Source organism: Kineothrix sp. IPX-CK, from assembly GCF_039134705.1.
Taxonomy (GTDB): domain Bacteria; phylum Bacillota; class Clostridia; order Lachnospirales; family Lachnospiraceae; genus Kineothrix; species Kineothrix sedimenti.
In genome coordinates, this window is the sequence record NZ_CP146256.1 from 2,989,744 (window position 1) to 3,006,154 (window position 16,411).

Annotated in this window: 14 protein-coding genes; 1 reads left to right on the forward strand and 13 read right to left on the reverse strand. The window is 45.0% G+C overall.

Annotation, left to right across the window (positions count from 1 at the left end):
• Positions 1-211: 211 nt before the first annotated feature.
• On the reverse strand, positions 212-991 hold the full coding sequence (gene sigG / locus V6984_RS14355; RefSeq protein WP_342756299.1) for an RNA polymerase sporulation sigma factor SigG: 780 nt from the start codon (positions 989-991) through the stop codon (positions 212-214).
• Between the two features lie 187 nt (positions 992-1,178).
• Here sigG and V6984_RS14360 point away from each other — a divergent pair, with 187 nt between their 5' ends.
• Positions 1,179-1,412: a PRC-barrel domain-containing protein gene (locus tag V6984_RS14360; protein ID WP_342756300.1), complete on the forward strand. Its 234-nt coding sequence runs from the start codon at positions 1,179-1,181 to the stop codon at positions 1,410-1,412.
• 133 nt (positions 1,413-1,545) lie between these two features.
• Here the strand turns inward: V6984_RS14360 and sigE are convergent, their stop codons facing one another.
• The 12 genes from sigE to rsmH all read right to left on the reverse strand — a co-directional run bounded on the left by sigE (position 1,546) and on the right by rsmH (position 16,399).
• The gene (gene sigE / locus V6984_RS14365) at positions 1,546-2,286 is read right to left on the reverse strand and encodes an RNA polymerase sporulation sigma factor SigE (protein WP_342756301.1); all 741 of its coding nucleotides are present in this window, start codon (positions 2,284-2,286) and stop codon (positions 1,546-1,548) included.
• On the reverse strand, positions 2,287-3,147 hold the full coding sequence (locus tag V6984_RS14370) for a sigma-E processing peptidase SpoIIGA (RefSeq protein WP_342756302.1): 861 nt from the start codon (positions 3,145-3,147) through the stop codon (positions 2,287-2,289).
• Positions 3,148-3,429: 282 nt separating this feature from the next.
• Positions 3,430-4,632, reverse strand: a complete 1,203-nt coding sequence (gene ftsZ, locus V6984_RS14375) for a cell division protein FtsZ (RefSeq protein WP_342756303.1) — start codon at positions 4,630-4,632, stop codon at positions 3,430-3,432.
• A gap of 113 nt (positions 4,633-4,745) precedes the next feature.
• On the reverse strand, positions 4,746-5,816 hold the full coding sequence (locus V6984_RS14380; RefSeq protein WP_342756304.1) for a cell division protein FtsQ/DivIB: 1,071 nt from the start codon (positions 5,814-5,816) through the stop codon (positions 4,746-4,748).
• Between the two features lie 5 nt (positions 5,817-5,821).
• Complete coding sequence (gene murA / locus V6984_RS14385) at positions 5,822-7,072, reverse strand: UDP-N-acetylglucosamine 1-carboxyvinyltransferase (protein WP_342756305.1); 1,251 nt, start codon at positions 7,070-7,072, stop codon at positions 5,822-5,824.
• A gap of 109 nt (positions 7,073-7,181) precedes the next feature.
• Positions 7,182-8,348, reverse strand: coding sequence for a putative peptidoglycan glycosyltransferase FtsW (locus V6984_RS14390; protein WP_342756306.1), 1,167 nt, complete (start codon positions 8,346-8,348; stop codon positions 7,182-7,184).
• A 73-nt stretch (positions 8,349-8,421) separates the two neighbouring features.
• On the reverse strand, positions 8,422-9,792 hold the full coding sequence (gene murD, locus V6984_RS14395; protein WP_342756307.1) for a UDP-N-acetylmuramoyl-L-alanine--D-glutamate ligase: 1,371 nt from the start codon (positions 9,790-9,792) through the stop codon (positions 8,422-8,424).
• 28 nt (positions 9,793-9,820) lie between these two features.
• Positions 9,821-10,777, reverse strand: a complete 957-nt coding sequence (mraY, locus tag V6984_RS14400; protein ID WP_342756308.1) for a phospho-N-acetylmuramoyl-pentapeptide-transferase — start codon at positions 10,775-10,777, stop codon at positions 9,821-9,823.
• A gap of 24 nt (positions 10,778-10,801) precedes the next feature.
• Positions 10,802-12,541: a peptidoglycan D,D-transpeptidase FtsI family protein gene (locus V6984_RS14405; protein ID WP_342756309.1), complete on the reverse strand. Its 1,740-nt coding sequence runs from the start codon at positions 12,539-12,541 to the stop codon at positions 10,802-10,804.
• Between the two features lie 87 nt (positions 12,542-12,628).
• On the reverse strand, positions 12,629-14,896 hold the full coding sequence (locus V6984_RS14410) for a penicillin-binding transpeptidase domain-containing protein (RefSeq protein ID WP_342756310.1): 2,268 nt from the start codon (positions 14,894-14,896) through the stop codon (positions 12,629-12,631).
• Between the two features lie 13 nt (positions 14,897-14,909).
• Positions 14,910-15,410: a cell division protein FtsL gene (locus V6984_RS14415; RefSeq protein WP_342756311.1), complete on the reverse strand. Its 501-nt coding sequence runs from the start codon at positions 15,408-15,410 to the stop codon at positions 14,910-14,912.
• Between the two features lie 53 nt (positions 15,411-15,463).
• A complete protein-coding gene (rsmH, locus tag V6984_RS14420) occupies positions 15,464-16,399 on the reverse strand; it encodes a 16S rRNA (cytosine(1402)-N(4))-methyltransferase RsmH (protein WP_342756312.1) in 936 nt (311 codons plus the stop codon).
• Positions 16,400-16,411 lie beyond the last annotated feature (12 nt).

Consider the following 16,411-nt stretch of genomic DNA (forward strand, 5'->3'; position numbering starts at 1 on the left):
TAACCATGCCTTTCTCATAAATCAAAAAAGTACCAAAAAAGACAGCGTTCTTCCGAATGCTCATACCTTCTTGGTACTTGTTTACTAAAAAAGTTCATAATAATTTCTTCAATAATCCTGCACTTCTGTGCAAATGGAGACTTCTGCCATCCAACTAATAATTAGTATAGCAAATCCCATTCTTTCTTGTCAATACTCCCACCTTTGGATGTCATGCCGTCAAATAATTTTTCATAATGCGCAGCGCATTTTTTTCCAGCCTGGACACTTGCGCCTGCGAAATGCCTATCATATCCGCCACCTCCATCTGTGTCTTTCCTTCGAAAAAGCGCAGGCTGATAATTTCGTTTTCCCTTTCGCCCAGCCTTTTCATCGCTTCACTTAAGGACAGATGCTCGACCCACGTCTCCTCTTTATTTTTTTTATCGCTGATCTGATCCATCACATAAAGCGTATCCCCTCCATCAGTAAAGATAGGATCGTATAGACTCATCGGATTTTGTATGGCATCCAGGGCATAAACGATATCTTCCTTCGATACCCCGATTTCCGAGGCGATTTCATTGATGGTCGGCTCCTTTAGATTTCTTTTGGTCAGATTTTCTTTCGCATAAATCGCCTTATAGGCCGTATCCTTCAAGGAACGACTGACCCTTATCGAATTGTTGTCCCGAAGGAAACGCCTTATTTCTCCTATAATCATGGGAACCGCATAGGTGGAAAATTTCACGTTTAAAGAAGAATCGAAATTGTCAATTGCCTTAATCAGCCCAATACAGCCGATTTGAAATAAATCATCCACATTCTCATTACTGGAAGAAAATCTTTTGATCACGCTCAACACCAAACGCAGATTTCCTTCGATATACTGCTCTCTCGCCTCTTTATCACCTTCCTCAATTCTGGAGAACAAAGCTTCTTTTTCCGCATTCTTGAGGAGAGGCAGCTTCGACGTATTCACTCCGCATATTTCCACTTTTCCTTGTATCATTTTACGCCTCCTGCATTTATGATTGATTCAGACAAACACGCAACGCGGCCTTTCTGACTGTGAATCTATATATAAAATGATTTACAGAAAGAGGTGAAATTATACATCGTCCGATCAAACATTATAGTAACGAATCATTTTTCATATGCAGCATATACTATGGTAAGTATTGATAGGATGTGTTCATATGCTCTTTTCCGAACTAAAATGTAAACAAGTCATCAACCTCAAGGACTGCAAATGTCTTGGGAGAGTCATCGATTTAGAATTCGAGGAATGTTCCGGGCAAATCTGTAAAATTATCGTATCGAACAACAATAGGCTCTGCAATTGGTTTAACAATGAACCCGAATTCATAATCCTCTACAAGGATATTAAAAAAATCGGTCCCGACATCATCATTGTTGACCTCGGTCACTAATACCATCGCTTGACAGGAAAGTTTCAAAGCAATAAATATCTCATATTTAAGAGGAGGTGTTAAGAATCATCCCGTTTCCGGCAACTTCTTCTCAACACCTCCCTATATATGAACCCCTTTTACTTACACTGCACTACTCTTCTCTTATCAACTCCTTTTTCAAACGCTTCATAATCTTTTTCTCCAGCCTCGATATGTACGATTGAGATATCCCTAATAGTGTAGCCACCTCCTTCTGTGTCATTTCCTGACCGTCCGGCGTTCCTAGGCCGAACCTGAGATTAATAATTGTTCTTTCCCTATCCGATAATTTATTTATAGCTTTCAGCAAAAGCTTTCTTTCCACTTCATTTTCAATGTCCCGGTATATCACATCTTCATCCGTTCCCAGAATATCCGATAAGAGCAGCTCGTTCCCGTCCCAATCCACATTCAGGGGTTCGTCGATGGACACCTCTAACTTCGTCTTATTATTTCTTCTCAAATACATTAAGATTTCATTCTCAATGCATCTGGAAGCATAGGTTGCCAGCTTGATGTTCTTTTCCGGGTTAAATGTATTAATGGATTTTATCAGCCCTATCGTCCCAATGGAAATCAAATCTTCCACTCCGACTCCGGTATTATCGAATTTCTTCGCAATATATACTACCAACCTTAAATTGTGTTCTATAAGAATGGACTTCGCTTCATCCTCATATTCCGTTCCAAGGTCGCTGATAATTTCATTTTCTTTCTCAACCTCCAGCGGCGGCGGCAGCACCTCCGTTCCTCCTATATAGTGAATATCCCCTTGCTTTGTCATGAAAAAATTCGGTTCCCGCCTGATGATCTTGAACTGAACCTTCCCCGGTATTGCCACTTTAAAAACCATTTATTTTCCTCCTAGTCTTCTGATTAACAAATGCTGCCCTGCTTTGCCGGGCGCCTCGTCGCATAAATCCGGATGCAATATCATTTGATATTTTCCATTTGCGGATATTTTTGTCTTGCTGATACCCACAATTACCTTCTGCCATCGTATATTCCCCTTTTCACCTTCCACAATTATTTCCGGTATTTCATATCCTTCCAGCATACCGTTCTCTTTCCCTACGCTGTGATATGGTATCAGCTTAAACTTCTCCGGCACCATTACTGCACTAAGCCGATTAAGCACCTCCTCCTCGATGATCGATACTGGCTTGCCGCTAACCGGCTCCTTTAAGCTGTTTCCGGTATCGGAAAGAGCTGTTACCGTAATCTCATCTCCATATCCCAACAATCTTACCGCATAGATATGATCCGCTTTTCTTTTTTTCATCTGAGCAATCCACCAGGCCCCCGCTTCATAACCGAGCAGCCCGGTTCCCAATATGCACCAGATGCTTTCCTGCCTTATATGTAAGAATGGGATACCGGAAAACAGATACCTCATAAGCCCTCCGAACAAAAAAGCGTACACGAGCATATATCCGGTACAACGCAGTATTTCATTCACCTGCTTTGTCTTAAAAATAACTGCGGTCATTATCATATTGATAGTAAACGGCCCTATAAACCTTTTTATGAATGCAGGTATTCCCGGCATCAGCAAAAGCAGACAAAACAAACCGGATCCCGCAAAGCTTACGCATCCCACCCGGATGCGCGTGGCAGTACGCTTCAAGGTTTTGGCGGCAAGCATATAAAAATAAAGGTTCATAACAAAGTTTATGAGAAACAGACTATCAATATTTATTTCATAGACATACATATCCCGTAACCCTTCGCAGTCACCTCCTTTTTCACTATTTGAAGGAGCTTATTTGTCCCCTTCGATTTAAACATTATATAAAGTATTGTCCGCTTTTTTTGTCAAAAGGGCGCTGATAATTCATGCTATTTACCGCACATAACGACAGTTTTTCCTATACGATAAAAAACGACGGTCTTGTAATCATAAAGATTCAAGATCGTCGTTTTTAATTCACTATCCGGTTCTGACAGCTTGTCCAAATTAACATTCTAATCTGGCGACTTCAAATATAAACACTTCCTATTTTCTCTGAAGAAAATCAGGAATCTTAAGGGTCTTTTCCTCCACCGAGCTTCTGATGTCACCCGGCTTATTGATCCCGGAAATCGTCTTTAAAGGAGTTGCCGACGGCGTAATATTCGGCACAATGCTTCCTCCTGAATTCAAGCCTCCGGTAGCCATCGCTCCCGCGCTGTGAGTACCTTTACCCTGTAAAGATGAAGGCGTGATATACCCAGGCTTATATGTACTGAATGCAGCCGTTTTTGCACCCGCGTCCTCGAGGCCGGTAGCAATAACAGTGATCGTGCAGGAATCTCCCTTGTTCGCATCGTACATCGCACCGAAGATGATGTTCACTTCATCTCCTGCAAGCTCCTGTACATAGCTTGCTGCATCGGAAGCATCCGCAAGGGTAATATCGCCGGAAACATTGATGATAACATGAGTAGCACCGGAAATCGTCGTCTCGAGCAACGGGCTTTCCACTGCCATCTTAACAGCCTCGCTAGCCTTGTCGTCTCCCTTTCCATAACCGATACCGATATGAGCGATTCCCTTTTCCTTCATAACAGTCTGTACATCCGCGAAATCCAGATTGATAACAGCCGGAACATTGATGAGGTCGGTAATTCCCTGTACTGCCTGCTGCAATACCTCATCTGCCTTCTTAAGGGCATCCGGCATGGTTGTCCTTCTATCAACAATTTCTAATAATTTATCATTCGGAATAACGATAAGCGTGTCCACATTATCCTTAATTCTCTCAATACCGTTCAACGCGTTTACCATACGTGCCTTCGCCTCAAAACGGAAAGGTTTCGTTACAACACCTACGGTAAGAATTCCCATATCCTTGGCAATCTTAGCTACAACGGGCGCTGCTCCGGTTCCAGTGCCGCCTCCCATACCGCATGTAACGAACACCATATCGGCACCCTTAAGTGCAGAAGTCACTTCTTCCTCGCTCTCCTGCGCAGCCTTCTCACCGATCTCCGGCTTCGCTCCCGCGCCAAGTCCCTTCGTAAGCTTCTCACCGATTTGCAGAAGCTTAGGAGCCTTACATAACTGCAAAGCCTGCTTGTCCGTGTTGATTCCTATGAATTCCACTCCGTCAATATTTTCATCAATCATTCTATTTACAGCGTTATTGCCCGCACCGCCGACTCCTACTACTATAATCTTTGCTGCAGCCTCAGCATCGTTTGTCTTAATCTCAAGCAAGGTGGTTCCTCCTTCATCATTCCCAATTAAACTCCTACATGTTATCATATAATTATTTTTCTAAATTAGCAACCTATTTTTCGTTTTTTTTGCTTTTCTTACTGTTAATTTGCCTAGTCAGGATCAAAAGTTATGCTCTTCGTATCCTCTGTGTAATTTTCCAGCGGAATCGTTCCGTTCTTGCCTTCCAGCTCCGGCAGGATGTATTGCAGCTTCATTATTTTTTCATCCATATCCTCTCCCGTACCCAAGGTAACCTTTACCCCTCCAAAAAACAACGTAATACTGTAAGAAGCATCGAAATATATCTTATCGGCCGACAGGCTATATTTTTCAAGAAGCTGAGTAATACTTAGTATTTGTTTGAATATCGTGTCATTTTCTACCGGAAGCGGCTCGTTCAGAATGATATAATCGAAGCTAAGCCCCGTCACCTGCGGTACTCCCGCAGTCTTTACCTGAGAGCTTTCCGCTACGATACCGTCCTTGTCAAAATACATATACTGACCGAGGTATTCCACATATCCGGCAAACGCTTTTTCGTATACATTGATCCTAATCGTATTCGGCGACAGAATATTCACATCCATCTTCTCCACAAAAGGAACACCCTCTACCCCCTTATCCTTATATTTCGTAGCCAAATACAGCGAATTGTTCCCGTATCTGCCCTTCATTACCATATCCATCACTTCTTCATTTGTATAATGTACATTACCATCCACATACACAGTAGTTACCGTATAAGTAGTGATAATATAATAATATCCCGCAAGCAGTAATGCCGCCAGCACAAATATTGATATTCCTATAATTACCAGACTCTTATGCTGTGCCAGCCAATCATCGTTTCTCTCGTACCTCTTTGCCGGCGGATCCACCGGCAAATCTCCGTTTTTAACGAGGCGCAGGTTCGTGCCTCGCGGTCTCCTCGAAGAGTAACTTTCCATCAGAATCCTGCCCGAGTCAACTTTCTTACTGCTAACGCTTTTTGCATAATCGACTTTCGAACTGCTGCTCTTCACATTGATGTTCTTCGAACTGCCGTTTTTCGAACCGCCTTTCTTCGAACTTCCAGCCTTTGAATTGCTATTCTTTGACTTAGAGACACCTTTTCCGCCGCTGCCGGACTTTATCTTTTTGTTCTTATTCTCTTTTTTTCCCTTATCCTTATTTTGGCTCATTTATTTTACCCAATGTTTATATCTGCCCCCAGATTTCTAAGATCCCTGCAAATATCCTCATAACCTCTTTCGATAAAATGTCTGTTTTTAATAACCGTCTCCCCTTCGGCTTCGAGTCCGGCTACTATAAGCGCTGCTCCCCCCCGCAGTTCTTCTGCCTCCACAACGGCCCCTTTCAGCCGCTCTATTCCGCTTATGTAGGCTTTGTTTTTTTCCGTTCGAATGTCCGCTCCCATTCTCCTAAGCTCATCCACGATGCGAAAACGATTTTCAAATATAGTCTCCTCCAGCACACTGTCTCCCCGTGCTACTGCCATGGCCGCCATTATAGGCGACTGCAAATCGGTGGGGAATCCGTCGTATACCTCCGTTTTGAGATACGGAACCGCTTCCAGCCTTCGAATCGCTACGGCTCCCACGCCGCTCTCTTTTATAGTGACATTACCGCCCATCTGCACAGCAGTTTTCAGCAAAGCAGTCATATGTTCCGCCGGAGCTTTTTCCAGGAAAATGTTTCCGCCCACGGCCAGTGCTGCAATGAGATAAGTACCTGCTACGATACGGTCACCCGGTACCGTATACCTCGCCTCTCCAAGTTCCTTCACTCCCTTTATGACCACCGTCTGCTTTCCGGCTCCTTCGATATCGGCTCCTGCAGCCTTTAAGAACTCGCACAGCGCCGTTATCTCCGGCTCCTTTGCCGCACCTCGTACCGTTGTCGTTCCTTCCGCCAAGACCGCCGCCAATATAATGTTCTCCGTGGCACCCACACTGGGAAATGGAAGCGTATAATCCATAGCTTTCAGCCTGCTTACCTTCGCCGTAAAGAAATGCTCCTGTTCTGTTATCTCCACTCCCATTTCCTTAAGGGCGGCAAGATGCAGGTCGATAGGCCGTTTACCGATGACGCATCCGCCGGGATACGCCATAAACACCTCTCCGATTCTTCCCAGCATAGCTCCTAAAAGCATCACCGAGGAGCGCATACTCCTTACAGATTCTCCTGACATCGCGTTGTCGATGACATGCGAAGCATTTATCGTTACCGTATTCTCAGACCATGTCACTAAACAGCCCAATTCTTGAAGCAAGTTCTGCATCAGATATACGTCCGCGATCCGCGGACAGTTTTCTATAACACAAGTGCCTTTTATTAAAAGTGAAGCCGCCATAATGGGAAGAACGGCATTTTTAGAGCCTTGTATTTTTACCTCTCCACGTAAGAAATTTCCACCATACATATGAATAGAATCCAATGATTCACCTTCTAATCCAGATTTTATGAATTTGACCTATTCTATATATATGGTACTTACTAAAAAACGTATCTTGTACTTCCCCTTAGTGCTTTTGCCCATGTCCTTCTTACAGATCTTTCAGGCGAATTCCCTTCGCCACGCTAAGGACCAAACCTATTTCTATCATTAAAAATAATACGGAGGAACCGCCGTAGCTGATAAACGGCAATGAGATACCCGTACTGGGAATCGTGTTCGTTACGACCGCAATATTTAAAATAACCTGAATCGCAATATGCCCGAGAACACCTACTACAAGAAGAGCTCCGAATAAATCAGGCGCATTGTTGGCGATTACCATGAATCTCCATATTAAAAGCAAAAACATAATAATAATAGCTATCGCTCCGAATAACCCCAGCTCCTCGCAGATAATCGAAAAAATCATATCGTTCTGAGCCTCCGGAAGAAAACCGAGCTTCTGCATGCTTTGCCCCAGCCCTTTGCCCAGAATCCCTCCCGAGCCTATGGCATAAAGTGCCTGCAATGTCTGAAAGCCTTTCCCGCTTGCGTAAGCCTCCGGGTCCAGCCAGGCCAGAATACGCTCCCCACGGAAATTCAAGCCGTCGGAGGAGGCTGCGTTTACCACGGCGAATATAAGCACCGCTACGGCGGCTACGCCGCCCAGGCCAAGCAGTATGAATTTCTTATACTCAGGGCTGGCCACAAACAGCATGAGAGCCGCGATTCCGAATACAATGATGGCAGAACTCAAATTGTTAGTAATCTGCCAAATCATCAAGCAAATCGGCAGCGGCACAGCGAGTACGGTAAAAAAACCTTTCGTCGTCCTTATCCCTCTTCCCATCCGGCAGACGAGACTCGCCAAAAATAAAATCATACCTAACTTCGCCACTTCGGCAGGCTGTAATGTAAAGCCGCCGATTCGAATCCATCTGGTCGCTCCATTTGCTGAATACTGAATACCTGGAACTAATACAAGCGGTATCAGCACGCCGGAGCCTATGTAACCGAGAGTCGCAAAGCGCTCCCAAAAATGATAAGGAATATTTGCTACCACTATCATCGCAGCAAGCCCTATCACAGTGGCTATTACCTGCTTTTTAAGATAAAAGGTGGAGTCGCCGAACTGAAGATTTGACTCATAGGAACTGGTCGAATAAATCATAATCAACCCGAATCCGAGCAAAAACAGCACAATAAATAACAAACTATAATCAAAAAAATTTTCCGATTGTTTTTTCCGTTGTCTTCCTACTCTTCTTTCCGCCACGAAATGTCCTACTCCTTCCTTCTCTTTTTTATATATGTCTTTAAAATAACAGCTCAGGCTGAACTGCAACTCTTTAAAGGTTGTTCACATAGTCCTTGAACATATTTCCGCGCACCTCATAATTAGGAAACATTCCCCAGCTCGCGCATGCCGGAGACAAGAGCACTGCATCTCCAGATTTCGCTTCTCTTGTGCATATCTTCAGCGCTTCGTCGAAACTATCGGCACGGATGATGTTGCTGATGCCATGCTTTATGGCACATTCCTCAATCTTATCCGCTGTCTGTCCGATCAGTACAAAGCATTTTACCTTTCCCTCGAAGGCTTCGATCCAATCGTCATACTCACTATGCTTATCGTAACCGCCGCCAATCAAAACGGTAGGTTTGGACATCGCTCTGATTCCTTGAATCGCGGCGTCCGGGTTGGTGCCTTTGGAATCGTTGTAATAGTCCACTCCGTTTTTCGTAGCAACAAATTCTATTCTATGCTCTACCGCTTTAAAACGCTTTATTGTACTCAAAATATTTTCGAGAGGCACCTCCATGCTCAACGCGATGGCGATGGCCGCCATTATGTTTTCCACGTTGCACAGTCCTACAAGGTTCATATCGTATACAGTCATGATTTTTCTTCTGTTATCATCCTGCTCATGGCCGATACCTGCTATATATATATCTTCCCCTTCCAGATAAATTCCTCTCTCCAGCTTTCTTACAGAGGAAAAAAAGATAACATGAGCGGAACATCTGCCGCCGAAGGCTCTGGTATATTCATTTTCGTAATTCAATACGCAAATATCGTTCTTTGTCTGGTTCTTCGCGATTCTTTCCTTTACCGCCGCATAATTTTCCATCGTATAATGTCTGTCCAAATGGTCCGGCGTAATATTGAGTATGGCTGATACCTGCGGCCTAAAGGTCTGCGTAGTCTCCAGCTGAAAGCTGCTGATTTCTGCCACGGTTATGGTATCCGACTTTGTTTCCGGGGCAATTTCGGTATAGGGATTGCCAATATTTCCAACAATATAAACGGATTCGTAATAGTCCTCCATAATCTTTCCTACCAAAGATGTGGTAGTAGTCTTACCGTTGGTTCCCGTAATCGCAATCAGCCTGCCCTTGGCATAGGCATAAGCCAGCTCTATTTCTCCCCATACGGGAATTCCTCTCTTTCGAAAGCCTTCTATAACAGCCGCATCTGCCGGAACGCCGGGGCTTGGTACCACCAAAACAATTTCTTCTTCCAGTTCCTTTGGCAGGCTGCCAATTACTATCTCTGCATTTACTTCCGCGGGAAGCTTGTTTCGTACCGCCGCTTCCTCCAGCTTTTTATTTTCATCATACAAAATTGGTGCCGCTCCCGCAAAGCTGAGCAGCTTTACCGCTCCAATCCCGCTGATCCCCGTTCCTATCACCAATACTTTCTTACCTTGTAAATCCATGAAACATTTCCTCTTTTCCCGACAGTCTTTATATGCCCATAAGTGCGATCAGGCAAAGCATGGCAGTTGCGATAGAAAATACCGCAACGACTCTCGTCTCCGACCATCCGCACAGCTCGAAATGATGATGGATAGGCGCCATCTTAAAGAATCGCTTTCCTCCGCTCATCTTGAAATAACCCACCTGAATGATAACGGAAGCCACCTCTACCGCATAAATGAGCGCTACGATAGGTATGAATAAGGGCATTTGCAGCATATACGCCGTCGCTGCCACAAAGCCGCCAAGCGCAAGCGAGCCTGTATCTCCCATAAACACGCTTGCAGGATAGACATTGAATAGAAGGAAGCCTAAAAGCGCTCCCACTACTGCACAGGTTATCGGCTCTACTCCGCTGGCGGTGCCTACCGCTACCACCGAAAAAAAGGTTGCTATCATCACTGTAACGCTGCTTGCCAGACCGTCCAGACCGTCCGTAAAATTTGCACCGTTTACCGTTGCTATCACAATAAAAAACAAAATCGGAATATTCAATATGCCCATATCCAAGAATTTACCCTGCATAAATGGTATCCGCATCGCTAAGGAAATACCCGTGTTGTTCGTCAGATAATAGGCGAATATCCCCGTCACCAACAGCTGCCCCAGCATTTTCTGCCATGCCCGCAGTCCCATGGAACTCTTTAGGACGACCTTGATATAATCGTCCAGAAAACCGATCAATCCAAAGCCCAAGGTGGAAAAAAGAATGGGCATGATCTTCGGATAGTCTTTCATGTAAATCATAGAGGTGGCCACAATGCTGATCAAAATAAGGATTCCGCCCATGGTAGGGGTTCCTGATTTTTTAAGATGTGTCTGGGGACCATCATCTCTGACCGTCTGCCCTGCTTTTAGTTTTTTTAAAAAAGGTATAATAAAAGGTCCTAATACCACACTTATTATAAAAGATATTACCACAGATATAATAACCGTATGATTCATTTTACTTCCAATCCTTTCCTCGAGTCATCCTTTGTCATTATAATCCATTCTTTCCAAATAAGGAAGAATATTTTCAAAAAGCTGCCGTACGATAGGCGCCGCTATCTGCCCTCCATAATACATGCCCTGAGGATTATTGATGATAGCCACAGCCAGCACCTGCGGATCATCAGCAGGCGCAAATCCCAGGAAGGATGAAATATACTTTCCGCTTCCTCTGGGAAGCGTCTGGCTGGTAGCCGTCTTTCCACCCACCCGGTACCCTTCCACATAACCGTTTTTGCCGCTTCCGTTTTCCACCACCTGCTCTAACAAATACCGCATGGTTTCCGACGTCTCGGCAGAGACAATATTCTGTTTTACGGGATATTTCAAAGTCTCTATCGTTTCTCCCTGCGCATCTACTACTTTTACTCCAAAATGCGGCGTTACTCTGTTTCCCCCATTGATAATGGACGAAGCAGTGGTAGCAAGCTGTATCGGTGTGATCTGGAACGACTGTCCGAAGGACATGGTAGCAAGCTCCACTTCTTTAATGTTCTCTTTCTTGTGCATGATGGTGGCTGCTTCTCCCGGCAGATCCACGCCGGTTTTCGTCAGCAGACCGAACTTTTTAAAGTAATCATAATACCGGTCCACACCAATTCTGAGTCCTACGGTGACAAATACCGGATTGCAGGAGTTCATGATGCCCTGCACAAAGTCCTCCGCTCCGTGTCCCCCCACTTTGTGACACCTTATTCTTCTGTCCCCCACCATAATAAAGCCGGGACAGCTGAACTGGTCGGTAAGGCTCACTGCCTTGGATTCCAATCCCGCCGCTGCAGTTACTATTTTGAAGGTGGAGCCCGGCTCATAGGTATCGTTGATACAACCGTTCCTCCACATTTGGTTCAGTGCATTTTGCTTTTCTTTCTCATTTACCGGCTCAACACTTCCCTCCGGCAGGGTATAAGGATCATTTAAGTTGAACTCCGGAACGTTTACCATCGCCATTATTTCCCCGCTCTGAGGGTTCATGACAAGAATAGATACGCTGTCCGCCTCCTTGGTCTCCATGGCCTGATACGCCAGCTGTGTAGCATAGCTTTGAATGTTCACATCAAGACTCACGTATAAGTCGTTTCCGCTTATCGGCTCCACTCTCTCTTCTCCCGCTTCAGCGATTTCCACACCTTTGGCGTCCGTCACCGTAAGAATGGTTCCCTCTTTCCCTTTTAAATATTCTTCATATATAACTTCCAGACCGATGATTCCCTGATTGTCCCCGCCCGTAAAGCCCAGTACCTTGGAAGCGAGCGAATCATAAGGATAATACCTCTTATAGTCCTCATCCACCTTCACTCCGTCCAAATCATACTCTCTGATTCTGTCGCCGGTCTCCTTATCTACATTACTTTTGATTTTTTCGATGGAGGAATATTTCTCCACTCTCTTGGTTACATATTCTTCCGAAAGGCCAAGCTCCTTGGATAGCACCGAAACTACGGTCTCCGGCTGTGTAATCTGGTTGTGGATGACAGATATCGTACATACCGTCCTGTTATCCGCCAATACAGTTCCCGTAGCCTCTATGATCCGACCTCTGGCAGCCTTAATATTCCGCTCCCTTTCATGCAGCTCCTTGGCCTGTTCCATGTAATATTCCGATTGAAATACCATAAGATATACGAGCCGCCCTCCCAGGAGCAGAAACGCCAGAACACATGCAAAAAAAGTGACCACTATCTTTTTGCGTATATATGTTTTGTTCTTCAATGACATATGTATCAATAACCTCATAAAAAGGTGTTACTACAATCTATTATCCCTTTTATGAGGTTATTCTACTTTTCGTATTCTTCGGTGTGTTTAGAAGGGATTGTCGTCGTCCTGTGTACTGTCTGTGCTGCTCGTACCATTGGTACCCGCCCGTCCGGCAGGCGTTGAATTCTCGCCGGTTACGCTGTGCCCCGTTTCCGGGTCTACAAGCTCACCCGTATCCGGATCCACGGCATATCCGGTCTGAGGGTCGATGGGGAAGGTTTTCCATACTTCCGTATAAGCGTTATCTTCTTCGCCCTCCTGGGTCTGCGCTTCGCCCGCAGCAGCTTCCTCTCCCGTTGTCTCCCCTGATGTGCCTCCCTCTGTACCCTCTGCTGTCTGACCTTCCTCGTCTGTTGTCTCCGAAGCTACGGGAGTGGTTATTTCTATCTGAAGCGCTTCTAATTCCGCACGTTCATCGTCCGACAGTTCCTCCGTCATGAAGATTCCCTTATAAGGAAGCACCTCGGTAAGAATTTTTCTGACGATTCTCGTCGCGTACTTCGCATCATCCTGATAGGCTACATTCGGTCTGTCCACTACTACATAAATTGCGATCTGCGGATCATCCGCAGGCGCATATCCCATAAAGGATACCACATATTCGTTGTTACCACGGGGCAGAGTCTCCGCAGTCCCCGTCTTACCGCCAATCATATATCCTGCCGGGCGCGCCGTCTTACCGGTACCGTTTTCTCCTGATACGACCAGGTTACAGTCCTCTTTAATAATTTCAGAAGTAGATTCTGAAATCGTCTGCTTCAATATCCTCGGTTCGATATTCTGCACCGTAGCCCCGCTGGGGCTGATGATCTTACTCACCATATGCGGTTCATAATAATTGCCTCCATTGATTAAGGAGCTAAAGCCCGCGATCATCTGTATCATAGTCGTATTAAAGCCTTGTCCGAAGGAATTGGTGGCTAATTCCGTAGGCCCCAGGGAATTTTTATCGTATACAAGGCTGGCAGTTCTGGATTCTCCCGCCAGATCGATATTAGTCTTCAGCCCGAAATTAAATATATGCTGATAATCGATATAGGTATCTTTTCCAGTAGCCATATTTACATACATCATGACGACATTGCATGAGCGCTCCACGCCCTGTGCCACGGTAAGAAGGCCGTCACCATATATATTATGGCATTTTATCTTATAATCTCCTACTTCCAGAAATCCATTGCATGTATACGTCTCGTTGCCGGTAATGCTTCCCGAATCGATTCCTGCCGCTACCGTAAAGGGCTTTGCTACGGAGCCCGGCTCATAGGTATCATTGATGCAGAAATTTCTCCAAAGTGCGTTGAAGTTCTGATCCAGCTGTTCCGTTCCCTCCATAGCCGCAAGATTTTCCGCCGTAATATATTCTCCGGTCCTATTCCCCAGCTCGTCCACCATAGGCATTCCAATCAAATCCTCGGAATTCTTCGTGTTATTTAAATCGAATACCGGATAGCTCGCCATAGCGAGAATTTCTCCGGTATTTACATCCATAATAATACAGCCCGTATTATTGCTTCCATTTCTCTCCAAATAATCGTTCTTATATTGATCGTTGAATTCTTTTAAATATTTTTCCACTATGCTCTGAATATTGGCGTCTATAGTCGTTACGATGGAATTACCGTCCACAGCCGCAATCGTCGTTCTCTCCAGAGCAGCATCTCCGTTCAAATAACCGTATTCCCGTCCCGGCGTTCCGCTGAGCACATCGTTATAATATTGCTCCAGACCATAAAGTCCCTGGTTATCGCTGGTCGTAAATCCTATCGCATCGCTGGCCAGCGTATTATTCGGGTATTTTCTCTTATACTCTTCTTCAAACCAGATTCCCTTTATATTCGTTCCTTGCTCTTTATCTGTCTCCAATGCCTTAAAACCGCTGATTTCTTCATAGGTCATCTGTTTCTTCAATACATAATAGGAAGATTCGGGATGTGAGGCGAGGCGTTCTCTTATGACGGAGCCATCGATTCCAAGCTCAGATTGTACCGCCGCAATGGTAGGCTCCACCGCCTTCTCATCATCCAGCATGATTTTCGCATCCAAAATAACATTGTAGACCTTTTCGCTGACCGCCAGCTTAGTCCCCTTGCTGTCCAGTATATCTCCGCGCCTGAAAGGTATCGTCTTGCTATCGTATTCCTGCTGGGACAGCACCTGCTTCTTATATTTCTCGCCATTTTCCTTATTGATTACCACAAGTCTTGCACTCAACCCTACAAAAGCCAGCAATACTAAAATAAATAGCACTGCCAGCTTTTTCTGCATTCCGGTTGTAAATCTGTTCGTTCTTCCTTTTCTATCTCTGCTCAAACCAATCCCTGCCTTACTCCGGAATATCCGCGACCTGCTTTACATAGTCGCTTGCCTCTCCGGAAAATGTTACGATCTGCCCTTCTTCCGCATATTTCATACCTAATTCCTGAATGGCAATCCGCTTCACTTCCTCCATATCGATGCTGCTCGTAATTCTGCTGTATTCCTCATCGTTATCGAGTTTAAGATTATTCAACTCCCGCTCCAGCCTCGAAACATTCTTAATGCTGTTCGTAAGCTCTGCCTGCAATCCGATATAGCCCGTCAGAATAAAGCCTGCCGCTACGACTGCACATGCCAAAAAAAGTACATAACCAAAACTCATATGATATGCCTTCTCACGGTTCTTCCTCGCGGTATTGCTTATCTGTCTCTTCGGCTCTCTCGGCGCGTATATTTTTTCATCCAGTTTTTTTACTGTGCTGCCTTGTACATACGCATTTCTTCCTTGCTGTGTATGCGCCTGCTGTCTTCTGCCTGCACTGCGCACCTTGCCCTTATACTGTGCCATAGCATCCTACCCTTACCCTCTTGTTTGATTTAACTTTTCATAATTTGTTTTGTCTAGCTTCTCTCGAACACACGGAGCTTCGCGCTTTTAGAACGCTTATTTTCCGCCAATTCATCCTCCCCGGGCAATATTGGCTTTCTTGTAACTACTTTTCCTTTCGATTTATTCCCGCATATGCACACCGGAAAATCCGGCGGACAAGTACATGGATTCTCATTTTTTCTGAAATAAGACTTTACGATTCTATCTTCCAGCGAATGAAAGGTTATGATACAAAGCCGCCCTTCCGGCCTCAGTAACTGGATAAATGAATCTATCGACTCCTCCAAGACCTCTAATTCCCTATTGCAGGCAATTCGAATCGCTTGGAAAGTCTTCTTGGAAGGATGTCCTCCCGTCTGCCTCATCTTCGCAGGAATCGCCGCCTTTATAATCTCGCTCAGCTCTCCTGTAGTTTCTATAGGCCTGTCCTGTCTCGCCTTCACGATATGTTTCGCTATATTCTTGGCGAATTTGTCCTCACCATAGTCTCTTATGATGCGGAACAACTCAGCCTCCGAATATCCGTTTACAATATCCCTCGCACTGACAGACTGCCTCGTGTCCATTCTCATATCCAGCTTCGTATCATATTTGTAGGAAAATCCTCTCTCCAGCTCATCCAGTTGATAGGAAGAAACTCCCAAATCTAACAGTATGCCGTCCACACTATCTATTCCCAGTTCTTTCAATACTTCCGGAGCATTTCGGTAATTGCTCCTTACGATAGTGACCTTGTCCATATAAGGGGAAAGTCTCTCTCCTGCCGCTTTTATGGCAGCTTCATCCTGATCGATTCCGATAAGCCTTCCGCCCTCAGTAAGTATTCCCGCTATTTCAAAGGAATGCCCGCCGCCGCCCAGCGTGCCGTCCACATAAATTCCCGTACTTTTTATCTTCAAATTATCGATTGTTTCCTGCAATAAAACGGAGGCATGCTTAAATTCCATTCTTTTTCCTCC